Source organism: Roseateles sp., from assembly GCF_039929605.1.
Classification (GTDB): domain Bacteria; phylum Pseudomonadota; class Gammaproteobacteria; order Burkholderiales; family Burkholderiaceae_C; genus Pelomonas.
This window is the reverse complement of record NZ_JBDSQX010000155.1, coordinates 22454-43588: the sequence shown is the minus strand read 5'-3', so window position 1 is coordinate 43588 and position 21135 is coordinate 22454. Positions and strand designations below refer to the sequence as shown.

Annotated in this window: 19 protein-coding genes; 5 read left to right on the top strand and 14 right to left on the bottom strand. The window is 69.5% G+C overall.

Features of this window, described 5'->3' with window-relative positions; genetic code table 11:
• Positions 1-34: 34 nt before the first annotated feature.
• Positions 35-1441, top strand: a complete 1407-nt coding sequence (locus ABIS05_RS21370; protein WP_348014109.1) for a M28 family metallopeptidase — start codon at positions 35-37, stop codon at positions 1439-1441.
• 10 nt (positions 1442-1451) lie between these two features.
• On the opposite strand, the gene ABIS05_RS21365 is transcribed toward ABIS05_RS21370, so the two are convergent.
• Positions 1452-2330: a LysR family transcriptional regulator gene (locus tag ABIS05_RS21365; RefSeq protein WP_348014144.1), complete on the bottom strand. Its 879-nt coding sequence runs from the start codon at positions 2328-2330 to the stop codon at positions 1452-1454.
• Positions 2331-2451: 121 nt separating this feature from the next.
• Here ABIS05_RS21365 and ABIS05_RS21360 point away from each other — a divergent pair, with 121 nt between their 5' ends.
• On the top strand, positions 2452-3321 hold the full coding sequence (locus ABIS05_RS21360; protein ID WP_348014108.1) for an NmrA family NAD(P)-binding protein: 870 nt from the start codon (positions 2452-2454) through the stop codon (positions 3319-3321).
• A gap of 74 nt (positions 3322-3395) precedes the next feature.
• Here ABIS05_RS21360 and ABIS05_RS21355 read toward each other — a convergent pair whose 3' ends face one another.
• Complete coding sequence (locus tag ABIS05_RS21355; RefSeq protein WP_348014107.1) at positions 3396-3857, bottom strand: hypothetical protein; 462 nt, start codon at positions 3855-3857, stop codon at positions 3396-3398.
• A gap of 192 nt (positions 3858-4049) precedes the next feature.
• Between ABIS05_RS21355 and ABIS05_RS21350 the strand changes: the two genes are divergently transcribed.
• Positions 4050-6569, top strand: coding sequence for an EAL domain-containing protein (locus tag ABIS05_RS21350; RefSeq protein ID WP_348014106.1), 2520 nt, complete (start codon positions 4050-4052; stop codon positions 6567-6569).
• Here ABIS05_RS21350 and ABIS05_RS21345 read toward each other — a convergent pair.
• The 4 genes from ABIS05_RS21345 to ABIS05_RS21330 form a co-directional block, all read right to left on the bottom strand.
• Positions 6566-6928 carry a hypothetical protein gene (locus tag ABIS05_RS21345; protein ID WP_348014105.1) on the bottom strand — a complete coding sequence of 121 codons (363 nt, stop codon included), beginning with the start codon at positions 6926-6928 and terminating at the stop codon, positions 6566-6568. The genes ABIS05_RS21350 and ABIS05_RS21345 overlap by 4 nt on opposite strands.
• Positions 6929-7017: 89 nt before the next feature.
• Positions 7018-8415 carry a CHASE3 domain-containing protein gene (locus ABIS05_RS21340; protein WP_348014104.1) on the bottom strand — a complete coding sequence of 466 codons (1398 nt, stop codon included), beginning with the start codon at positions 8413-8415 and terminating at the stop codon, positions 7018-7020.
• 5 nt (positions 8416-8420) lie between these two features.
• On the bottom strand, positions 8421-8831 hold the full coding sequence (locus tag ABIS05_RS21335; protein ID WP_348014103.1) for a response regulator: 411 nt from the start codon (positions 8829-8831) through the stop codon (positions 8421-8423).
• A 121-nt stretch (positions 8832-8952) separates the two neighbouring features.
• Entirely contained in the window at positions 8953-9276 is a 324-nt protein-coding gene (locus tag ABIS05_RS21330) for a BON domain-containing protein (RefSeq protein ID WP_348014102.1), read from the bottom strand.
• A 193-nt stretch (positions 9277-9469) separates the two neighbouring features.
• Between ABIS05_RS21330 and ABIS05_RS21325 the strand changes: the two genes are divergently transcribed.
• Positions 9470-10120, top strand: a complete 651-nt coding sequence (locus ABIS05_RS21325; protein ID WP_348014101.1) for a response regulator transcription factor — start codon at positions 9470-9472, stop codon at positions 10118-10120.
• 76 nt (positions 10121-10196) lie between these two features.
• Here the strand turns inward: ABIS05_RS21325 and ABIS05_RS21320 are convergent, their stop codons facing one another.
• The 6 genes from ABIS05_RS21320 to ABIS05_RS21295 all read right to left on the bottom strand — a co-directional run bounded on the left by ABIS05_RS21320 (position 10197) and on the right by ABIS05_RS21295 (position 15536).
• Positions 10197-10409, bottom strand: coding sequence for a hypothetical protein (locus ABIS05_RS21320; protein WP_348014100.1), 213 nt, complete (start codon positions 10407-10409; stop codon positions 10197-10199).
• 118 nt (positions 10410-10527) lie between these two features.
• Positions 10528-11694, bottom strand: a complete 1167-nt coding sequence (locus ABIS05_RS21315; protein ID WP_348014099.1) for a GGDEF domain-containing protein — start codon at positions 11692-11694, stop codon at positions 10528-10530.
• Positions 11695-11914: 220 nt separating this feature from the next.
• Entirely contained in the window at positions 11915-12388 is a 474-nt protein-coding gene (locus ABIS05_RS21310) for a CreA family protein (protein WP_348014098.1), read from the bottom strand.
• Between the two features lie 9 nt (positions 12389-12397).
• Positions 12398-13516 (bottom strand): beta-propeller fold lactonase family protein, encoded by a 1119-nt coding sequence (locus tag ABIS05_RS21305; protein ID WP_348014097.1) that lies wholly within the window; start codon positions 13514-13516, stop codon positions 12398-12400.
• Between the two features lie 313 nt (positions 13517-13829).
• Positions 13830-14441, bottom strand: a complete 612-nt coding sequence (locus ABIS05_RS21300; RefSeq protein WP_348014096.1) for an OmpA family protein — start codon at positions 14439-14441, stop codon at positions 13830-13832.
• Positions 14442-14939: 498 nt separating this feature from the next.
• Positions 14940-15536 carry a YdeI/OmpD-associated family protein gene (locus tag ABIS05_RS21295; RefSeq protein WP_348014095.1) on the bottom strand — a complete coding sequence of 199 codons (597 nt, stop codon included), beginning with the start codon at positions 15534-15536 and terminating at the stop codon, positions 14940-14942.
• A gap of 72 nt (positions 15537-15608) precedes the next feature.
• Here ABIS05_RS21295 and ABIS05_RS21290 point away from each other — a divergent pair, with 72 nt between their 5' ends.
• Positions 15609-16592, top strand: coding sequence for a transglycosylase SLT domain-containing protein (locus ABIS05_RS21290; RefSeq protein ID WP_348014094.1), 984 nt, complete (start codon positions 15609-15611; stop codon positions 16590-16592).
• A gap of 3 nt (positions 16593-16595) precedes the next feature.
• On the opposite strand, the gene ABIS05_RS21285 is transcribed toward ABIS05_RS21290, so the two are convergent.
• Both ABIS05_RS21285 and icmF read right to left on the bottom strand, forming a co-directional pair.
• Positions 16596-17762 carry an ATP-binding protein gene (locus tag ABIS05_RS21285; protein ID WP_348014093.1) on the bottom strand — a complete coding sequence of 389 codons (1167 nt, stop codon included), beginning with the start codon at positions 17760-17762 and terminating at the stop codon, positions 16596-16598.
• Between the two features lie 49 nt (positions 17763-17811).
• Positions 17812-21102 (bottom strand): fused isobutyryl-CoA mutase/GTPase IcmF, encoded by a 3291-nt coding sequence (gene icmF, locus ABIS05_RS21280; RefSeq protein ID WP_348014092.1) that lies wholly within the window; start codon positions 21100-21102, stop codon positions 17812-17814.
• Positions 21103-21135 lie beyond the last annotated feature (33 nt).

Genomic DNA, 21135 nt, shown 5'->3' with positions numbered 1-21135 from the left:
AGCCGGCCGGCGCGGCAAGTGCAGAATCTTCGCCATGCAAGCTCCACTCGCCGCTCTCATCCTTGCCCTGCTGGCCACCACGGCCCACGCACAAACCCCGCCTGGCGATGAACTGCAGGCCATGCTGGCCGAGGTCAGCCCCGCCCGCATCGAGGCGCGCATTCGCAAGTTGGTCGGCTTCGGCACCCGGCACACGCTGTCGGACATCGCGTCCGACACGCGCGGCATCGGCGCGGCACGGCGCTGGATCACGGCCGAGCTTTCCGCCTGTTCCAAGGCCGCAGGCGGGCGGCTGCAGGTGGAGGAGCAGAGCTTCATCGAACCTGCCGGCAACCGCGTGCCGCAGGCGACCGAGCTGGTCAACATCGTCGCCACGCTGCCCGGGCGGGGTGCCAGCAAGGGCCGCACGCTGGTCGTCAGCGGCCACTACGACTCGCGCAACAGCGACGTGATGGACGTGCTGGGCGAATCGCCCGGCGCCAACGACGACGCGTCCGGCACGGCGGCCGTCATGGAGCTGGCCTGCGTGATGGCCAGCCACTCCTTCGATGCGACCCTCGTGTTCATGGCCGTGCCCGGCGAGGAGCAGGGGCTGCTGGGTGCGGCTCAGTGGGCGCGCGAGGCGCGTGCGGCCGGCCTCAACGTGGAGGCCATGATCACCAACGACATCGTCGGCAGTTCGCGTGGTGATGCCGGGCAATCCGACCCCAAGCGCCTGCGCTTGTTTGCCAACGGGCTGGACCCGCTGATGCGCCTGCTGACCGCCGCCAACGCGAACCGCCTGCCCAGCGATGCCGACGCCAAGTCCATTGCGGCGATGCAAGCCGAACTGCTGCCGCTGCTGCAAGCCGGTGGCGGTGAAGACCTGCCCACCGACCAGCTCGGCCGCCACCTCAAGGCCGCCGCCGAGGCCGCGATGCCCGGCTTCACGGTGCAGCTGATCCAGCGCCGCGACCGCTACCTGCGCGGCGGCGACCACATCCCCTTCCTGGAGCGCGGCTACGCGGCCGTGCGCTTCAGCGAGCCTTTCGAGAACTTCGCGCACCAGCACCAGAACCCGAGGACCGAAAACGGTGTCGTTTACGGCGACCTGCCCGAGTTCGTCGACTTCGCCTACGTCGGCGACGTCGCCCGCGCCAACCTCGCCGGCCTGGCCACGCTGGCCTGGGCGCCAGCGCCGCCCAAGGCCGTCAGGCTGGATGCCAGCGGGCTGACCAACGACACCACGTTGGCGTGGGCGGCCAGCGCCGACCCCGAGGTGGCCGGCTATCGCATCGTCTGGCGCGACACCGACGCAGCGGCCTGGCAGCAGTTCAAGGATGTCGGCCAGACGACACGAGTGACGTTGCCAGTGTCCAAGGACAACGTCGTCTTCGGCGTGCAGGCGGTGTCGAGAAAGGGTTTTGCCAGCCTCGCCAGCTACCCGTTGCCGAAGCGCTGACAGCCGCCTCCTAGCCGCCCAGCACCAGCGAACCTTCGGGGTAGCGAGCCGCCATGAAGTCCACGAACGCCTTCACCTTCGGGCTCGCCAGGCGCCGTGAGGTGTGCAGCACCCAGAGCTGCACAGCCTTGCCGCCCACGACGCCCCACTGCACCAGCGCGCCGCTGGCCAGTTGCTGCCAGACGATGGACTGAGGCACCAGCGTGACGCCGGCGCCGGCCATCGCCGCATCCCGGATCATCAACATCGACGACAACCGCAGCACGGGCACCGGCTCCACTGTGAGGCTGCCGTCGTCGAGGGCCCAGGTGTCGCCGTCGCGGAAGGCATTGACGACGGCATCCATGCGCACCGGCGTCGCGCCGGGTGGAGGCATCGCGATGGACGGCGCGGCCACGACCACCAGCCGGTCCTGCGCAAAGCAGCGCCCGACGAGCGTCGTGTCCGGGCGCGGGTTGGGGCGGATCGCCACGTCGAACTGCTCGTCCACCAGATTCACCACGCGGTCCTCGGCCACCACTTCGATGGTGACGTCGGGGTAGTGGCGCCGGAACTCGGCGGACAGCCTGCCCATCTCGAGCTGCGCGAACAGCACGGGCGCCGCGACGCGCAGCCTGCCGCTGACCTTGCCGGTGCCCTCGCGGGCCGAGGTGATGGCGTCTGCCACCTCGTGCATGGGGCCTTCGGTGCGGCTGAGCAGCAGCTGGCCGGCCGCCGTGAGTTCCAGCCCCTTGGCACTGCGCTCGATGAGCCGCACGCCCAGTTGCTCTTCCAGATCCGCCACGCGGCGGGACAGCGTGGCCTTGGAGCGCCGGCTGGCCCGGCTCGCGCGGCCGAAGCCGCCGTGGGTGGCCACCAGGTGGAAGTCGACCAGCGCATTCAGGTCCATGTGTTTTGAATTCAAGACAGTGAGTCTTGATTTTGGCGTCTGTGTTTATGAAGTGCAACGGCCTATCTTTCGCTCACTCCCCACCGGGAGCTACCCACAGTCTTCATCCACGGAGTTTCAAATGAGCATCCTCGTCATCGGTGCCACCGGCACCATCGGTTCCCTCGTCGTCGAACGTTTGGCCCAGCAGGGGGCAGACGTCACGGCCCTCGTTCGCCAGACCGGCACCCTGTCCCTGCCCGCTGGCGTCAAGGGCGTCGTGGGCGACCTCACCAACGTCGCCTCCATGCGCCAGGCCCTCTCGGGCATCCGCACGCTGTTCCTGTTGAACGCACTGGCGGCCGACGAAGTGACCCAGTCGCTGCAGGCGCTGAACGTGGCCCGCGAGGCCGGCATCCAGCGCATCGTCTACCTGTCGGTCATCAACGCCGATCTGTACACCGACGTGCCCCACTTCACCGGTAAGTACACCGTGGAACGCATGATTGAAAGCCTGGACCTGCCGGCCACCATCCTGCGTCCGGCCTACTTCATGCAGAACGACATCCAGATCCAGCCGCTTGTCCAGAGCTACGGCGTGTTCCCGATGCCCATCGGCGCCAAGGGCTGTGCCATGGTGGACGTGCGAGACATCGCCGACATCGCCGTGGCGGAACTGCTGCGCCGCGACCGCGCCCCGCAGCCGCTGCCCCGCCTGCCGCTGGAAGTGGTGGGCCCCGAAGTCATCAACGGCCCGGCCGCAGCGGCCATCTGGGGCCAGGCGCTGGGCCGCGAGATCCACTATGGCGGTGACGACGTGCAGGCCTTCGAGGCGCAGCTGGCGCAGAACGCGCCAGGCTGGATGGCCTACGACCTGCGCCTGATGATGAGCCGCATCCAGCAGCTCGGTCAGATCGCGGCCGACGGCGCCGCGCAGCAATTGGCGCAGTTGCTCGGCCGCCCGCTGCGTACCTACCAGGCCTTCGTGGCTGAACGCGTCAAGGCGAGCTGACCCAAGCCGGCCGCCTGGGTCGTGCAGGCTGCGCTGTCCGGCCCCAGACGCATAGTGGCTTGTCGCCCGCCCGATCAGTCGCGATGACCATGACCGCGACCGCGACCGCGGTCATGGTCGTGAGGGTGGTGATGCTTCTGCTCGCCATGCCACTCACCGCCGTCGCGGCGCCAGGCACGGTCGTCGTTGCGCTGCACGACGACCGTGCGGCGGTACCAGCCGTCGTCCACGAAGTACACCGGCGCGCCGCAGGCGCCGTATTGGCTGCAGTGGTGCCGCCAGTCACGGCGGTGCTCGGGCGGTGCCCACAGGTAGACCGGCTGCACATCGGCGTAGCGGCCGATGACCACGGGGCGCGGCGCCACCAGCACCGGCTGCGGGTAGCGGCCGATGTCGACGCGGCCATAGACGCCGGGCTGGCTGAAGCCGATGGACACGCCCACGTCGGTGGCGCTCGCGGGCAGGGCGGCCAGCGCGGCCAGACCGAACACGGCCGGGGCGAGACAGCGGGTGAGGGAGGGGTGGGGGTGAGTCATGAGGGGCTCCTTGCTTGTACGTAGCTTGTACGTATTGAACGATTGAACGCGAGCGACCGCCCCACCGTTGGCCGTGCCGCAGTAACAAAGGGCAGACAGGACTTTGTCCTACAAGGCTGCCCCCGTGCCGCCGACGCGGCAGGTGCGGCGTTGGCATCAAGCTTGCCCGTCCTTTGCTTGGAGCAATGATTGATGAGCGACTCCCAGCCCCCGGCTGCCGTCGAGCAGGCGCTGGCGCAGAACGCACGTTTCCTGGAGCGCTGCAGCCGGCTGGCCGGCGTGGGCGCCTGGGAATGGCAGGCCGACACCGAGGCCCTGGTGCTGTCCGACTCCGCCTGCGACCTGCTGGGCCTGCACGCCGGCCGGGTGCCGACGCTGGGCGGCCTGCTGGCCCGCTTCGGGCCCGACGGCGCCGCGATGCTGGACGCCGCGCTGCGCCGGGCGGCGGCCGAGGGCCTGGGCTGGGACATCGAATTGCCTTGCGACGCCGGCGAACGCGGCCCGCGCGTGCTGCGTGTGGTGGGCGGGCTGGACAGCGGGCCGGCCGGCGAGCGCGCGCGCGTGGGCGTCGTCATGCAGGACGTGACAGAGCCGGCCGGCGTGCGCGCGGAACTGGAGCGCACGCTGGAGCGCCTGGACTTGGCCACGCACGGCGGCGGCATCGGCGTGTGGGAGCTGGATTTGCAGCGATCTCGCCACGGCGAGCTGACCTGGGACGACGCCATGTGGCGGCTGCACGGCGAAGCGCCGCACGGCCAACGCATCACGGCCGTCGCCTGGCAGCGGCGCGTGCACCCGCAGGACCGTCGCACCGCGCTGCAGTCGCTGCGCGATGCCCGGGATGGCAATCCGCAGTTCGACGGCGAATGGCGGGTCCTCTGGCCGGATGGCAGCACCCATGTGCTGCGCGGCTCGGGCCGCTTGCTGCGCGACGCCAGCGGCCAGGCGCTGCGCCTGTCGGGCGTCTGCTGGGACGTCAGCGAGGAGCGCGAACTGCAGCAGCAGCTCGAAGAGCAGCACGAGTTGCTGGAGGTGACGCTGCAGTCCATTGCCGATGCGGTGCTGACGACCGACGCCCACGGCCGCGTGACCTGGCTCAACCCCGTGGCGCAGCGGCTGACGGGCTGGACGGCCGAGGAGGCGCGCGGCCAGCCGGCCAGCCGCGTCTTCCAGGCGCGGCGCGAGGACGGCGTCGAACCGCTGCCCGATCCGGTTCAGCAATGCCTGGCGAGCGGCCTGCCGACGCAGCTGCCGCCGGGCACCGTGCTGCAGGGGCGGGACGGCGAGCAACGCGCCGTGGACGACTCGGTCGCGCCCATACGCGGCAAGGGCGGCCGGGTGCTGGGCGCGGTGCTGGTCTTCCGTGACGTGACGCAGCAGCGCCGGCAGTTCGACGAGATCCGCTGGCGCGCCAGCCACGACGGCCTGACCGGTCTCGTCAACCGCGCGGAGTTCGGCCAGCGGCTGGCGCGTGCCTTCGAGCGCGCCAGTCGAGACGGTAGCCAGCACGCGCTGCTGGCGCTGGACCTGGACCGCTTCAAGCTCATCAACGACCACTGCGGCCACGCCGACGGTGACGAGGTGCTGCGCCAGGTTGCCCAGTGCCTGGAGGCTGGTGTGCGCAGCCGCGACACCGTCGCCCGCCTGGGCGGGGACGAGTTCGCGGCCATTCTGGAGAACTGCTCGCTGGAAGAGGCCTTGCACGTCGCGCAGAAGCTCTGCGACACGCTGGACCAGTTCCGCCATGTGCACGGCGAGCAGAGCTTTCGCATCGGCGCCAGCATCGGCGTGGCACCGCTGGACGGCCGCTGGCCCAACGCCGAGGCGGCGCTGCGCGAGGCGGATGCCTGCTGCATGATCGCCAAGGAGCAGGGCCGCAACCGCGTGCAGGTCTGGTCGCCCAACGATGCGACGCTGCGCGCCCACCAGAGCGAGCACCGCTGGGCCACGCGGCTGCAGCAGGCGCTGGACGAGGAGCGCTTCGAGCTCGACCTGCAGCGCGTGCTGCCGGCCCAGGGTGACGAAGACGACGGCCTGCTGCGGGGCGAGTTGCTGCTGCGCCTGCGCGAGCGCGACGGCAGCCGCGTGCCGCCAACGGCCTTCATGCCGGCCGCCGAGCGCTTCCACATTGCCCCGCGCATCGACCGCTGGGTGCTGCGCCAAGCCGTGGCCCTGCTGCAGCGCGAAGGGCCGCCGCAGATTGCCTCGCTGTCGGTCAACCTGTCGGGCCTGACGCTGCAGGACACGGTCTTCCATCAGGAGGCGCGGGCGCTGCTGCTGGAGCTAGGCCCTGAGCGCGCGCGGGCCCTGTGCCTGGAGATCACCGAAACGGCCGTCATCACGCGGCTGACCGACGCGGCGCGCTTCATCACGCAGATGCGGGCGCTCGGCGCGCGCATCGCGCTGGACGACTTCGGCGCGGGTGCGTCGTCGTACAGCTACCTGAAGGCGCTGCCGGTGGACGTGCTCAAGATCGACGGCCAGTTCATCCGCTCGCTGATGAGCGACCCGCTCGACCAGGTGGCCGTGCGCAGCTTCGTCGACGTGGCCCGCACGCTGGGCCTGACGACGGTGGCCGAGTGCGTAGAGACGCCGGAGGTGCTGCTGGAGCTGGTGCGCCTGGGCGTGGGCGAAGTGCAGGGCTTCCTGCTGCACCGGCCCGAGCCGATCGCCGGGCTGCTGGCGGCGGCGCAGGAGCCGGTGACGGTTTAGGGCCTGGCGGGCGCCAACTGGGCGCTGGCCGGCTTGGGTTTCAAGGCGGGTGCTTCCCTGCCGTCGGCCACGGCGCGCAGCGAGACCTGCAGGCCGCGCGACAGCTGCTGTTCCCAGGCTTTCAGCGTCGTACCGGCCTCTCGCATGGCGCTGGCGAGCTGCACGTCGAGCGGGCGGGGATCGTCGGCCATGGCCAGCGCGCTGCTGGCGAGCAGGCCACCGACGACCGCGATGGCGATCAGCACGTTCAGGCCGCGGCGTTCGCGTGACGTGGACAAATGGCTGTCATGCGACCCGAAGTGCAGCTGATGAAGATGGGTGTGCCAGCCCTCGGAATGCGTGGATGTCGGGAACCGCATGGGGGCCTCCTTGCTGAAAGACTCGAGGCCAGTGTGGCGGGCGGCTCTTCGCCGCCCTGTCGGCGCGCGCAGGCTTGGCCTGTAGGACTTCAGGCGGCCGGTTCGGCGGCCGGCTCGATATCCACTTCGGGCTCGGCGCGGCGTGGCAGGCGCGCCAGCACCAGCGTGCCGCGGCCGGGCGCGGACAGCAGCTGCAGCGTGCCGCCCAGGCTCTCGATGCGGTAGCGCATGCCCAGCAGGCCATGGTGGCCGGCGCCCACAGCGTCGGGGTTGAAGCCCTGGCCGTCGTCGCGGATCTGCAGCTGCAGCCAGCCATCGGCCTCGCCGAGCGACACGCGCACGTGCTTGGCCTTGGCATGGCGCAGCACATTGGTCAGCGCCTCCTGCACCAGGCGGTACAGGGCCAGGCGGTCGCCGTCGTCGGTGGGGGGTTCATCCAGCTCCAGGCTGAGCTGCAGGCCGGAGCGTTGGGCGAACTCCTGCGTCAGGATCTCCAGCGCCGGCGTCAGGCCGAGGTTGGACAGCGCCGACGGCCGCAGGTCTTCGATGATGCGGCGCTTCAGCGAAATGCCCTGGTCGAGCAGGGAACTCATGTGCTTGAGGCGTTCGTCGATGTCGGGCGCCGTCTTGGTCATGCGGCGGATGCGGGCGACGTCGAGCTTGGCGGCCGTGAGCAGCGCACCGAGCTCGTCGTGCAGCTCGCGGGCCAGATGGGCGCGCTCGTCCTCGCGCACGGTCTGCAGGTGGCGGGCCAGCTCGGTCAGCTCGGCGGTGCGGCGGGCCACTTCGCCGTCCAGCCGGTCGCGCTCCTGAGCCAACTCGTTGGAGTGTTGCCGGCGCGCCTTGTGCAAGGCCTCGTTGCGGCGCAGGAAGATGGCCAGGCCGAAGAGGCTGAGCACCGTCAGCCCGTGCACGCCGAGGCGCCCGTAGGTCAGGGAGCGGTAGACGGCGTCGCGTTCGAGGGCGATCTGCCCGAGTTCGTGGCGGTCGAGCTGGCTGACGGCATCGCGCACGGCCTGCATCTTTTCGCGGCCGATGTCGGACTCCACCAGCCCCTGCCAGGCCGGCATGTTGCCGTCGCGGTAGAGCTTGATGACCAGCTGCAGCTCGGACAGCTTCTCGTTGGCGCGCCGGCTGGCGTCGGCCACGAGGGCCGCCCAGTCGGAGCTTTCGTACTGGCCGCGCAGCCGCTGCAGCACGGCGGGCAACTCGCGCTCGGCCAGTTGCACGGGGGCCAGGTAGTCGTCCCGGCCGGTCAGCAAGAAACCGCGCTGGGCGGTCTCGGCACTGGTCAGCAGTTCGCGCAAACGCAGGCTGTTGTCGCGCGCGATATGGCGGGCCTGGGACTGCGCGAGGGCTTGATCAGCGCCCCAGTAGGCGGCTTCGCTGACACCCATGACTGCCGCTGCGGCGAGCGCCGCGCACAGTACGGCGATGCCACGGTTGCGGGGCGCGCTTTCCAGCCAGGGGTCGAGATGACGCAGCACCGGGATCAACTGGCTGCGGCAGCGGGGCGTGGGTCCGTGCCTTCGGCCAGCTCGGCGCAGTAGGCGATGAGGTCATCCAGCTCACGGCTCTTGTCGAACACGCGCTCGGCGCCGAGGCTGACGCAGCGCCGCCGCATTTCATCGGTGGCGTAGTTGGTGAGCACCACACGCCGCGCACGCAAACCCAACTTCTGCGCCGCCTGCAGCACGCCCAGGCCGGTGCCGGAGCGCAGGAAGATGTCAACGATGAAGAGATCCGCACTGGCGTCCGGGTCCCGGCTCATCCAGCGAACGGCGCCTGCCTCGTCGGCGACCGACCCGACTACCTCCACCTGGGCCAGCTCTTCGAGCGTGGCGACCAGGTTCTCCAGGATGACCGGGCTGTCTTCGACGATGAAGGCTCTGAGTGCTGGCATGGCCCGACGGCAGCGGTGTGGCGTGAATGGGGTCAAGTATGAACTGCGTGAGCACCGGGCCGGTGGCGCCAGCAGCCCGTCGCGCCGTAGGACTTGTCCTAGCCGCGCGACGGCTTCCTGCTTACTGCTTGACGGCGATGTCGTTGCGCACAGCGACGACCCCCGAGGTCTCCCGCGCCAACTTCTCAGCCATCGACCGTTCATCGGTGCTCTTGGCAAAACCCGACAGCTGCACGGTGCCCTTCATCGTCTCGACGCTGATGGACATGGCGCTGACGGTGGGGTCAGCGGCGAACTTGGCCTTGACGCGCGTCGTCAGGGCGGCATCGTCGACGTAGGCGCCGACGGTTTCCTGATTGCGGGACACGGCACAGCCGCTGGTGGCGCCCAGCGTGGCAACGAGGGCGGCGGCGAGGGCCAGGGTCAGGACGGGTTTCTTAAGCATTTGGAACTCCTTGTGTTGCTGATGGCGGCGCTGGGGCCGTGAAGCGACTATCGGAGCAGCGGCCCTGCGGTGGGATAGTCCCGTGGCGGGGCGGCGTGTAGGACTCGGCTGGCGTCGTTGTAGGACGCCCGCCTCTGCCGCTCGGCCGGGCGCGCTGCTACGCTGACTCACCACCTCCAACAACAGGCCCACCATGATCCGCATCGGCATCGTTGACGACCACGCCATCGTGCGCACCGGACTGCGCCAATTCCTGTCCGACCATGTGGATCTGCGCGTCACCGGCGAAGGCGCCAGCGGCCACGAGGCCCTGGAGATGGCGCGCCGCGGCGATGTCGACGTGCTGTTGCTGGACATCTCCATGCCCGACCAGAGCGGTGTGGACGCACTGGCGGCCATTAAGGCGCGTTTCCCCGAGCTGCCCGTGCTCATCCTCAGCGGCTTCCCGGAGGCGCACTACGCCACGACGCTGCTGCGCCAGGGCGCCAGCGGCTACCTGAACAAGGAATGCGACCCGGACGAGATCGCCAACGCGATCCGGCTCGTGTCACGCGGGCGGCGCTACATCAGCCCGGCCGTGGCCGAGCAACTGGCCGACAGCGTCGTCGGTGGCGCCGCGGGCGGCAGCGGTGCCGACAAGGCGTTGCACGAACTGTTGTCGGAGCGCGAGTTCCAGGTCTTCCTGCGCCTGGCCCAGGGCGAGACCGTGGGCCACATCGCCGAGGCGCTGTTCCTCAGCGTCAAGACCGTCAGCACCTACCGCACCCGCGTGCTGGAGAAGCTCAAGCTGGCCACCAACAGCGACCTGACCTACTACGCGCTGAAGAACGGGTTGATCCAGTAAACACAACGCCCGCGCCGGTCAAGCCGGGGCGGGCGCTTGTGCAGCGTGAGGGCCGATGGCCCGACGGTTGAGCGGCTCAGTCGTAGGCGTTGCCGTCCGGTGCGTCCATCGTCCACGGCAGAGCCGACTCATAGCCCAGCTCCGGGTCGACGGAAGACGACGTTTCGGCGGGTGACCACCAGCGCGTGAGCGACGACAGCAGCATGCGGTTCGTCTGGGTGGCCGTCGTAGCGGTCTCGGAATGGGTGCTCAGCTCGGCCATCGGGTGCTCCAGTAGGTGATGTCGCACCCCGAGGATCGGCGAGCAGCCCTTTGTTTCGCATCGGCGATCAACGCCTCGGCGTGTCGGAGAAGGCCGACACAGCGTCAGCAAACCCTAGCGAAGACTCCGCCGCCGGCCGCGCTGATCAGTCCGCCACACCCGGCTCGGCCATCAATTGCCCGCGCCCGGCGCGCTGGGCTTCGTAGAGCGCCGTCTCGGCGCGGCGCTGCAGGTCGGGCAGGCCGCGGTCGCCGGGGCGCAGCTTGGCCCAGCCGGCACTGAAGGAGAGGTTCATGCCCAGTTCGGCCGGTGCCCGGTCCGCCAGGGCCTTGCGCAGGCGTTGGTCCAGCGCCTGTGGGCCTTCGGGCAGGCAGCGCGCCATCAGCACGCCGAACTGCTCGCCCGCCAGGCGGCCGGCCAGGTCGCCCAGGCGCATCTGGGCCTGCACGCAGGCCGCGAACAGCGCCAGGGCGCGGTCGGCGAAGTCCACGCCGTGTTCGGACTGCAGCGTGGCGAAGTTGTCCAGGTCCAGCGCGACCAGCGCGAGCGGTTCGTCGAAGCGCCGCGCCATGGAGATCATGTCAACCGAGCGTGTCGTGAAGGCGGCGCGGTCGGTGAGGCCGGTCAGGCCGTCGGTCTGGGCCAGGCGGGCCAGCTCGGCCTCGGTCTGGCCGCGCCAGGCCAGCAGCAGCATGGGCAGGGCCAGCAGCAGCGCGAGCTGGCCGGCCAGCGCCAGCAGCAGGTCGGGCCAGGGCGAGGCGTCACCCGGCAGCGCCTGCAGCGTGGCGGCGGCGCGGAAGAGCATGGCCGCCAGCAGCGGCAGCACGGCCGCCAGGCCCAGCAGGCGCCAACGCCGGCTGTTCAGGCCCTGCAGCACGGCGGTGCGGCCGGGCAGGGTCAGCGCCACGCCGAGCCAGACGAGCTGGGCGCCGAGCACGAGGTCCGCCAACGTCTGCGCCGCCGTGCGGTCGGCCCACAGCAGGGCATGGCCGAGCGTCAATGCTGCGGGCACCGCCGCCATGGCCCATAGCCCGGCGCGCGGCGTGAGCCACAGGCCCAGCGCCCACCACAGCGCCGACAGGCCCAGGCTGGTGAGGCCCAGGCCAAGGCTGCGCACGCCATGCGGCACCGTGAAGTGTTGGCCCAGCGCGGGGCTGGACAGCGCCAGACCCAGGCCCAGCGCCACCATGCCCACTTGCGCCCAGCGCCCGCCCGCATTGGCGCCACGCCAGCCCACCAGCGTGATGAGCACCAGCGCGGCGGCCAGCGCCTGCACGGGCATCAGCGCGAACAGGGCGTCGGCGAAGCTCATGCTTGTGGCTCCTGGGTTCCGGGCCGAGCGCCGGGCCTCTCCCAAGCCGGACCGCGCTGGCGATGTGCTCGCGGCTCAATGCTGCGAGCATTGCCGTCCCCCCGGGGGCTGAGGCCGGACACATTGCGCCCAGTGGGCGCGAAGTGCCTGCCGAAGGGCTGTGGCGAGAGCCGCAGCGCGGCCTGCAAGGCCGGCCAAGGTACGCCTTGGGCGAGGGGCTTCATTTCCTGACGGGGATGAGCGTCTCGCGGCCGACCGGCACGGCGGTGACGCTGTTCTTGGGCGAGCCGTCGATGAGGCGGTCGGAGTAGGTCAGGTAGACCAGCGTGTTGCGCGGCGCGTCCACCATGCGCACGATGCGCAGCTTCTTGAACACCAGCGAGATGCGCTCGTTGAAGACCTCTTCCTGCCGAGGCAGCGGCTGGGTGATGACGATGGGGCCGACCTGGCGGCAGGCGATGGAGGCCTCGGCCTTGTCTTCGGCCAGGCCGATGGCGCCGCTGATGCCGCCCGTCTTGGCCCGCGACACATAGCAGGCCACGCCCTGTACCTTGGGGTCGTCGTAGGCGTCGACAACGATCTTGTGATCGGGGCCGATGAGCTTGAAGGCCGTGTCGACGGAGCCGATGGGCTCGGCGGTGGCAACCGCCGTTGTGGCGAGCAGGAGGAGGGCGGGTAGGGCGGCGAGCTTCATCGCCTCAGTCTAGAGCGAACAGGCCCCCGCCGGGCTGGGCACCGCCGTCTGCCGGCCGGTGAAGCGCGGCGCCTCGGGTCGGCTCAGGTCGAAGTGGCTGAGCTGGTCGCTGCGCTGGTTGCACACGTAGAGGTGGGCACCTGCGATGCAGGCGCTGCGCGGGTAGCTGCCGTGCACCCAGTGGTGGTCCAGCAGTCTTGGGCTGCGCGCCTCAGCCAGGGCGATGACGGCCAGGCTGTCGTGCAGGCGGTTGAACGCGTAGAGGTGCCAGCCGCCGGGCGCGACGAGCAGGTCGGAGGCGTAGCTGGTGCCGGCAAAGCCGCTCGGCAGCACGCTGATCTCGTCGACGAGGCGCGGGCCGTCGGGCGTCAGCGCGACGGTGGTCAGCGTCGACGACTCCTCCTGCAGCACATAGACGAGGCCGGCGTCCTGCGGGTGGAAGACAAAGTGGCGCGGGCCCGAGCCGGGGCTGAGGGCCAGTTCGTGCGTTGCGGCGCCCGGCGTGGCGGCGGTGAGCGGCCAGACGAGCAGGCGGTCGCGGCCGAGGTCGGTGCCGAGCAGCCAGCGGCCGTCGGGGCTGGCCTGGATCATGTGCGCGTGCGGCGCGTCGTGGCCGCTGCTGGCCTGGCTGCCGGGCGGGGCCTTGGCGGCGCGCTGCGGGCCGGGCCGGCAATCCGGGCCGACGCAACTGGGCCAGCTCTGCGCAGCGCCGAGGCGGCCGTCGGCCCCCAGCGGCAGCGCGGCGAAGCGGGCGTCGGCGTAGTGCGCCACCCAGACGCGGCCCGCGCTGAGGGACAGCTGCGCGGGGCTGTGGCCGCCGCTGGGTTCGCGCTGCAGCAGGCTCAGACGGCCGGCGTCGTCCTGCGCGTAGACGGCAACGTGGTGGGCGCCTTCCTCGGCGGCGTAGACGCGGCCATTGGCGGCCAGCAGCCAGCTGGGGCTGCCGGCGTTGGCCGTGACGCAGAGGGGCTTCAAGGCGCCGTCGGCGGCGATGGCGAAGCTGTAGACGCCCTGGCCCAGCGGCGCGTAGGTGCCGACGTGCAGGAAGCGCGGCGGCGCGGCGGCAAAGGCGGGCATCGCGGGCATCAGTGTCAAGGCGGGCAGGGTGAGCAGGTTGCGCCGGTTCATCATCACAGGCGCAACCTTAGCCCAGCGCGCAAGACGAGCTTGAGCAGTGGCAGCATCCAGGCGATAAGGAGCAGGGATGCCAACCTACGACCGCGTGCTGGCGGGCGCCGGTGCGGTCCGCTCTTGACCCGCTCGGCCCGCTCCGCGCAAGACCTGGCGCCGTTGCCCGCCCCGCCTGACGTGGGGCCGGCGCCGCTCGTCTACGCCGTCAACTCGCTGATGAAGACGATGCGAGGACTGCTCGGGTGCCCCGGCGCAACGCGCTCACCGAACAGTGGCGATGCCGAGCGAGAGCCCGAGGCTCCCGTCCAGCTCAGCGCATCACGATCAGCTGAACACGCCGGTTCGTGCTGCGGCCATCGCGGGTGTTGTTGTCGGCCAGCGGCGCAGATTCGCCGTAGCTGATCGTTGCCATGCGCGCCAGCGGCAGGCCGGCACGGGCCAGGTGCATGCGCACGGCTTCGGCTCGCTTGAGGCCCAGTTGCTGGTTGATCGCGTCGCTGCCGGTCGCGTCGGTGTGGCCCTGAATTTCGACGAACACCGGCTTGTCGTCGGCCTTGAGCTTGGCGACGAGTTGATCGAGTTCCTGGCCGGCCTGCTCGGTGAGCTGGGCGCGGCCCGAGCTGAACTTGATCTTGTCGTCGGTCAGCACGGTGCTCATCAGCAGGCCGGGAGGCGCGGGCAGATTCATGGCGGCCTGGGCGCGCGCCGCAGCCTCCTGCTCCAGCGTCTGAATGCGCGCGTCGCTGCCTTGCAGCCGGCGATCCACAGCCTTGAGGCTATCGTCATGCGCCTGCACACGGGTGCCGAGGCTGTCCACACTGGTCTGCACCGGAGCGACGGTCTCTCTGACGAAATCCTTGGTGGCGCAAGCGCTCAGCAACAGGACACTGCTGGCGACGATCAGGGGCGAAAGTCTCGACATTGGTGGACTCGTGGAGAAGAAGGAGCCGCGACTTTAGGCAGTCCTTCCAGAGCAAACGTAGCGAGCTGTGAGCAATCCTTGCGCCGTTAACCAGGCTGAACAAAGCCTTACCGTTCTGCGCTTCGGCGCGACGGGCGCTGAGCGGCAAATGCAATGGCACAGATCCGAGGAGCGCTGGGGCAGGAATCCAACGCCTTGACCCGCAAGGCGCGAAGCGGCATTGCAGGCCTGCCCGACTTACTCGCGTCGCTGGAGAAATAGGCCGGCCCCGCTAGCGTTAGCCTCGCTCAGCCGCCCGCGAGGCCGTCGGGCTGAGCCCTTGCGCTGACACGCCTCAAACCGCGACCGGATGAATCTCCCCGGCTCCGCCTGCGCGTCTGCCGGCCTGGGCACCGCCTGCACAAGCCTCGCGGATAGCCAGTTATGACTGCGGCTTGCGCCTTGCAGTTCATCCCAAACCAGGGCGTTCTGCATCACGGGGACTTCTTCGGCGTCGCCTTAGCAACTCTCGTACTTCCAGTTCCGCGACTTGCCCTCGGCCAGCCACGCCACGGCTTGCGCGATGCGCTTGGCGCGCGTGTCCTCGCGCTTGGCCTCCAGCACCCACTCCAGGTAGTCGCGCTGCTTGCTCGGCGCGAAGGCGTCGTAGTGCTGCTGGGCCGCCTTGACCTGGGCGAGCGCGGCGGCGAAATCGGCCGGCATGTCCAGCTGCGCACGCGGCTCGCGGTTGGGCTTTTGCGCGCGCGGTGCGCCGGCCTGTAGTAGCGCGGCGGCTGCCTTGATCTGCTTGCGGAGCTCAGTGCGCGAGGGCAGGTCGGTCGCGCTCTCGATGCGGCCGAAATCGCCCATCGCGCCGGCCTTGCCTTCGGGTGCGCCCTCGCGCTCCCAGAGGCTGAAGGTGCAGTGCGCCTTGAAGGCCGACATGCCGCACAGCAGCTTGTCGTTGAGCATGAAATGAGGCCGGCTCCACTTGATCGTCTCGACGACATCGGGGCAGGCCGCGTGCACGTCCTCGCGCAGGCATTGCAGGATGGGCAACGCGAATGCCGGCACGCCGGCGAGATAGCTGTCGATGCGTGGGTCGAGCGTGGGCATGGGCACTCGCGGCAAAGGGGTGGGTCGCCAGTCTAGACTTTCGGCCCCCGCCTGACCCCTCCGGACCGACCCTTGCGACGCCTGCTGCTGCCCCTGTTTCTTGCCGGCTCTTCGGCCATAGCGCAGCTGCCGCAGCTGACGCTGGAGCAACTGCCCCGCCCCACCATGCCGCCCGGCGAGCGTGGGCCGGTGGTGCCCGCCCAGGTGGAGCGTTGGCGCCACGAGGCCAAGGCGCTGGAGTATGGCGACGGCATGAAGCGCGACGAGGTGGCCGCCGCCAAGCTCTATTGCCGAGCCTCGCGCTACGGCGACGCCGAGGCGCAGTACAGCCTGGGCTGGATGCTGACCAACGCACGCGGCATCCAGCGCAACGATGCCGAGGCGGCCCACATGTTCGCGGCTGCGGCCGAGCAGGGCATGGACCAAGCGCAGAACATGCTCGCCCGCATGGGCGGCACGCCGCTGGGCGACCCGCCGCCCTGCCTGCGCCCACCCGAGACCGACCCGCTGCCCGTCGCTCCGCCGCAGCCCGCGCGCGGCGCCAAGCCCATCTCGTTGTGGGCCACGCTGCCGCTGCCGCCGCAGGCGCCACCGGCCATCGTCAACTACGTGAAGCTGCTGGCGCCCGAGTACCAGCTCGCACCCGCGCTGGTGCTCGCATTGATGGCGCAGGAATCCAACTTCGACCCGCTGGCCGAGTCGCCCAAGAAGGCGCAGGGCCTGATGCAGCTGATGCCCGGCACCGCCGCGCGATTTCGCGTCACGCGCCTCAGCGATCCCGCGCAGAACATACGCGGCGGCATGGCCTATCTGCGCTGGCTGCTGGCCTATTTCGAGGGCGATGTGATGCTGGCGCTGGCCGCGTACAACGCCGGCGAGGGCGCGGTGGACCGCTACCTCGGCGTGCCGCCGTATGCCGAGACGCGGCTGTACGTGCGCAAGATCATGGCGGCGACCGGTGGCCAGCGACTGCATCCCTTCGACGCCAGCGTGGTGGGCGCGTCGCCCATGCTGCTGCGCGTGAAGGCGGCGATGCAGGTGATCCAGTCGCGTTGATGTTCAACCAGCCAGCCAGTCGACAAGCTCGCGAACCGGCAGCACGTCAACGCCGTTCTTGAGTGGGTAGCGCCTGGCCACCGGCGCAACGACCGCCGCGCGCTCGGGCTGCAGGTCGGTCAGCGCCTGCCAGAAGCCCTTGCCCACCTTGGGTGCGGCCGAGAACTTGATCTCCAGCCCCAGCCGGCGACTGCCTTGCTCGATGACGACGTCCAGCTCCGTGCCGGCGGCCGTGCGGTAGTAGCCGAGTTGCGCTTCCGGCATCACCTCGGCAACGGCAGCGGCCACCTGCTCGATGACGAAGCCCTCCCAGGACGCGCCGACGATGGGGTGACCCTGCAGCGCGTCCAGGTCCTGCACGCCCAGCAGCGCATGCACGAGGCCGCTGTCGCGCACATAGACCTTGGGCGACTTGATGAGCCGCTTGCCGAGGTTGGGTAGCACGGGTTCCAGGCGACGCAGCATCAGCGCGTCCACCAGCGTGTCCAGGTAGCGCGCCACCGTCGTGTGCGCCAGCCCGCCGAGCGACGCGCCCAGCGCCGATGCGTTGAATTGCTGCCCCTGCAGATGGGCCTGCATGCGCCAGAAGCGGTGCAGGCTCTCGGCCGCCACCTTGACGCCCATCTGCGCCAGGTCGCGCAGCAGGAAGCTCTCGATGAAGTCCTGCCGCCAGCCGAACGACGCCGCCTCGTCGGGCGCCAGCAGGCTGAGCGGGAAGCCACCACGCAGCCACAGCTGCTGCAGTGCGCCCAAGGAGTCGGGCTGCTCCAGCGCCAGCACCGGCGGCAGCTCCAGGTAGCTGATGCGGCCGGCCAGGCTCTCGCTTTTTTGACGCAGCAGTTCACCGGAGGCCGAGCCCAGCATCAGGAAGCGCCCGGGCCGGCGCAGGGCGTCGATCTCGGGGCGCAGCACGCTGAACAGCTCGGGCATGAGCTGCACCTCGTCGAGCACGACGAGATGGTCGCGGTGGCGGGCGAAGAACAGCTCGGGCTCGGCCAGCTGGGCGCGGTCCGAGGCGCGCTCCAGGTCCAGCATCACCGCGCCGGGCTGGCTGGCCGCCACGGTTTGAGCCAGCGTGCTCTTGCCCACCTGGCGCGGCCCGAGCAGCAGCACGGCCGGCGAGCGCGCCATGCGTTCGGCCAAACGAGCTTCGGTGCGGCGATCAATCATCATTGCATTTTGAGCGACAAGTGCTCAATTAGCAAGGAAGATATCTTGTTCACATGCTGCGCCGGTACTGCCCGCCCACCTCGAACAGCGCGCCGGTGATCTGGCCGAGCGAGCACACGCGCACGGCGTCCATCAGCACGTCGAAGACATTGCGGTTCTCGATGACGGCCTGCTGCAGCCGCGCCAGCATGGCCGGTGCCTCAGCCGCATGGCGGGCCTGGAACTCGGCCAGCCGCGCCAGCTGCGACTGCTTCTCTTCATCCGTCGAGCGTGCCAGCTCGATGTGCTCCGGCACGGTCTCGCCATGCGGGTTGCGGAAGGTGTTGACGCCGATGATGGGGTATTCGCCGGTGTGCTTGAGCATCTCGTAGTGCATCGACTCTTCCTGGATGCGGCCGCGCTGGTAGCCGGTTTCCATCGCGCCGAGCACGCCGCCGCGTTCGCTGATGCGCTCGAACTCTTGCAGCACCGCCTCTTCGACCAGCTCGGTCAGCTCGTCGATGATGAAGGCGCCTTGGCTCGGGTTCTCGTTCTTGGCCAGGCCCCACTCGCGGTTGATGACGAGCTGGATGGCCATCGCGCGGCGCACGCTCTCGTCGGTGGGCGTCGTGATCGCCTCGTCGTAGGCGTTGGTGTGCAGCGAGTTGCAGTTGTCGTAAACGGCGATCAGCGCCTGCAGCGTCGTGCGGATGTCGTTGAAGGCGATCTCCTGCGCGTGCAGGCTGCGGCCCGAGGTTTGCACGTGGTATTTGAGTTTTTGACTCCGCTCATTCGCGCCGTAACGGTCGCGCATGGCGATGGCCCAGATGCGGCGGGCGACGCGGCCGAGCACGGTGTATTCCGGGTCCATTCCGTTGCTGAAGAAGAAGCTCAGGTTGGGCGCGAAGTCGTCGATGTGCATGCCGCGCGCCAGGTAGGCCTCCACGAAGGTGAAGCCGTTCGACAGCGTCAGGGCGAGTTGGCTGATCGGGTTCGCACCCGCCTCGGCGATGTGATACCCCGAGATGCTCACCGAGTAGAAGTTGCGCACGTTGTGATGCACGAAGTACTCGGCGATGTCGCCCATGACCTTCAATGAGAACTCGGTCGAGAAGATGCAGGTGTTCTGGCCCTGGTCTTCCTTCAGGATGTCGGCCTGCACGGTGCCGCGCACATTGGCCAGCACCCAGTCCTTGATCTTGGCGGCTTCGTCTGCGGTGGGCTCACGGCCGTTGTCGGCGCGGAACTTGGCGAGGTTCTGGTCGATGGCGGTGTTCATGAACATCGCCAGGATCGACGGCGCCGGGCCGTTGATCGTCATCGACACCGACGTGGTCGGGCTGCAAAGGTCGAAGCCGTCGTACAGCACCTTCATGTCGTCCAGCGTCGCGATGCTCACGCCGGAGTTGCCCACCTTGCCGTAGATGTCGGGCCGCGGCGCGGGGTCGGCGCCGTACAGCGTGACCGAGTCGAAGGCGGTGGACAGGCGCTTGGCGGGCAGGCCTTCGCTGACCAGCTTGAAGCGGCGGTTGGTGCGGAAGGCATCGCCTTCGCCGGCGAACATGCGGGTCGGGTCCTCGCCCTCGCGCTTGAACGCGAACACGCCGGCCGCGTAGGGGAAGCTGCCAGGCACGTTCTCCAGCATCAGCCACTTCAGCAGCTCGCCGTGGCATTCGTAGCCCGGCAGCACGACCTTGCGGATCTTGGTGCCCGAGAGGCTTTGCGTAACGAGCGCGGTGCGCAGCTCCTTGTCGCGGATCTTCACGACGTACTCGTCGCCCGCGTAGGCCTTCACCATGTCGGGCCACTGTTGAAGCAGCTGGCGCGCGTCGCCGTCCAGCTTGCTGCGGCGCTGCTCGGCCAGGTCACCCAAAGCAGCCCGGGCGCCTTGCTTGTCGGGGTTGGCGGCCTGCAGCATTGCGCGGCTGGCTTCCAGCTGCTGGACCTCGCGGGCCAGCGCGGCCTGCTTGCGCGCACGGGCCTTGTAGCCGCGCACGGTCTCGCAGATGTCGGCCAGGTAGCGCACGCGGTTGGCCGGCACGATGGGGGTCTGGTGGGTGCTGTGGCGGGTGTTGACGAGCGGCAGGCGGCCTTCGGTGATGGGCAGGCCGAGGCCGGCGAGGCGGGCCTTCAGCGCTTGATACAGCGCCGTCACGCCGTCGTCGTTGAAGCGGCTCGCCATGGTGCCGAACACCGGCATCGTGTCCGGCATCACCGTGAACGCCTCGCGGTTGCGCTGCACTTGCTTGGCGACGTCGCGCAGTGCGTCCAGCGAGCCCTTGCGATCGAACTTGTTGATGGCGACGAACTCGGCGAAGTCCAGCATGTCGATCTTCTCGAGCTGGCTGGCGGCGCCGAACTCGGGCGTCATCACATACATCGGCACGTTGACCAGCGGCACGATGGCCGCGTCGCCCTGGCCGATGCCGGAGGTCTCGACGATGACGAGATCGAAGCCGGCGACCTTGGCGGCGGCGATGACGTCTGGGAGGGCGGGGGAGATTTCGCTGCCGAAGTCGCGCGTGGCGAGGCTGCGCATGAACACCCGCTGGCCTTGCGACCACGGGCTGATCGCATTCATTCGGATGCGGTCGCCCAGCAGCGCGCCACCGCTCTTGCGGCGTGACGGGTCGATGGAGATCAGCGCCACGCGCAGCGCGTCACCCTGGTCCAGGCGCAGGCGGCGGATCAGCTCATCGGTCAGGCTGGACTTGCCGGCGCCGCCGGTGCCGGTGATGCCGAGCACGGGCGTCTTGATCGCCTTGGCCTGCGAACGCAGCGCGTCGACGATTGATTCCTCGGCCTTGCCGTTCTCCAGCGCCGTCAGCAGCTGCGCCAACGAACGCCACGCAGATTCGGAGTGACCAGTGATTGAAGACAGGCTCTTCGGCGCATGCACGCTGAAGTCCTGGTCGGCCTTCATGACCATCTCGCCGATCATTCCCTGCAGCCCCATGCGCTGGCCGTCCTCGGGGCTGAAGATGCGCACGCCGTGCTCGGCCAGTTCGCGGATCTCGGCCGGCACGATGACGCCGCCGCCGCCGCCGAACACCTGGATGCGCTCGCCGCCGCGTTCCTTCAGCAGCTGCGTCATGTACTTGAAGTACTCGACGTGCCCGCCCTGGTAGGAAGAGATGGCGATGCCTTGCGCATCCTCCTGCAACGCTGCCGTGACGACCTCGTCCACCGAGCGGTTATGGCCGAGGTGGATGACCTCTGCCCCCATGCCCTGCAGGATGCGCCGCATGATGTTGATGGCGGCGTCATGCCCGTCGAACAGGCTGGCGGCGGTGACGAATCGGACCTTGTGGGTCGGGCGGTACTCGGCCAGTGCCTTGTAGTCGGCGGCGAGATCGGTCATGGCTTGTCTCCTTGATCGGAGACGGATTCTAGG

What these genes read in the sequence shown, in the direction of transcription:
- ABIS05_RS21370 (WP_348014109.1), top strand. Translation starts at nt 35, where the DNA reads ATGCAAGCTCCACTCGCCGCTCTCATCCTTGCCCTGCTGGCCACCACG.
- ABIS05_RS21365 (WP_348014144.1), bottom strand. Translation starts at nt 2,330, where the DNA reads ATGGACCTGAATGCGCTGGTCGACTTCCACCTGGTGGCCACCCACGGC.
- ABIS05_RS21360 (WP_348014108.1), top strand. Translation starts at nt 2,452, where the DNA reads ATGAGCATCCTCGTCATCGGTGCCACCGGCACCATCGGTTCCCTCGTC.
- ABIS05_RS21355 (WP_348014107.1), bottom strand. Translation starts at nt 3,857, where the DNA reads ATGACTCACCCCCACCCCTCCCTCACCCGCTGTCTCGCCCCGGCCGTG.
- ABIS05_RS21350 (WP_348014106.1), top strand. Translation starts at nt 4,050, where the DNA reads ATGAGCGACTCCCAGCCCCCGGCTGCCGTCGAGCAGGCGCTGGCGCAG.
- ABIS05_RS21345 (WP_348014105.1), bottom strand. Translation starts at nt 6,928, where the DNA reads ATGCGGTTCCCGACATCCACGCATTCCGAGGGCTGGCACACCCATCTT.
- ABIS05_RS21335 (WP_348014103.1), bottom strand. Translation starts at nt 8,831, where the DNA reads ATGCCAGCACTCAGAGCCTTCATCGTCGAAGACAGCCCGGTCATCCTG.
- ABIS05_RS21330 (WP_348014102.1), bottom strand. Translation starts at nt 9,276, where the DNA reads ATGCTTAAGAAACCCGTCCTGACCCTGGCCCTCGCCGCCGCCCTCGTT.
- ABIS05_RS21325 (WP_348014101.1), top strand. Translation starts at nt 9,470, where the DNA reads ATGATCCGCATCGGCATCGTTGACGACCACGCCATCGTGCGCACCGGA.
- ABIS05_RS21315 (WP_348014099.1), bottom strand. Translation starts at nt 11,694, where the DNA reads ATGAGCTTCGCCGACGCCCTGTTCGCGCTGATGCCCGTGCAGGCGCTG.
- ABIS05_RS21310 (WP_348014098.1), bottom strand. Translation starts at nt 12,388, where the DNA reads ATGAAGCTCGCCGCCCTACCCGCCCTCCTCCTGCTCGCCACAACGGCG.
- ABIS05_RS21305 (WP_348014097.1), bottom strand. Translation starts at nt 13,516, where the DNA reads ATGAACCGGCGCAACCTGCTCACCCTGCCCGCCTTGACACTGATGCCC.
- ABIS05_RS21300 (WP_348014096.1), bottom strand. Translation starts at nt 14,441, where the DNA reads ATGTCGAGACTTTCGCCCCTGATCGTCGCCAGCAGTGTCCTGTTGCTG.
- ABIS05_RS21295 (WP_348014095.1), bottom strand. Translation starts at nt 15,536, where the DNA reads ATGCCCACGCTCGACCCACGCATCGACAGCTATCTCGCCGGCGTGCCG.
- ABIS05_RS21285 (WP_348014093.1), bottom strand. Translation starts at nt 17,762, where the DNA reads ATGATTGATCGCCGCACCGAAGCTCGTTTGGCCGAACGCATGGCGCGC.
- icmF (WP_348014092.1), bottom strand. Translation starts at nt 21,102, where the DNA reads ATGACCGATCTCGCCGCCGACTACAAGGCACTGGCCGAGTACCGCCCG.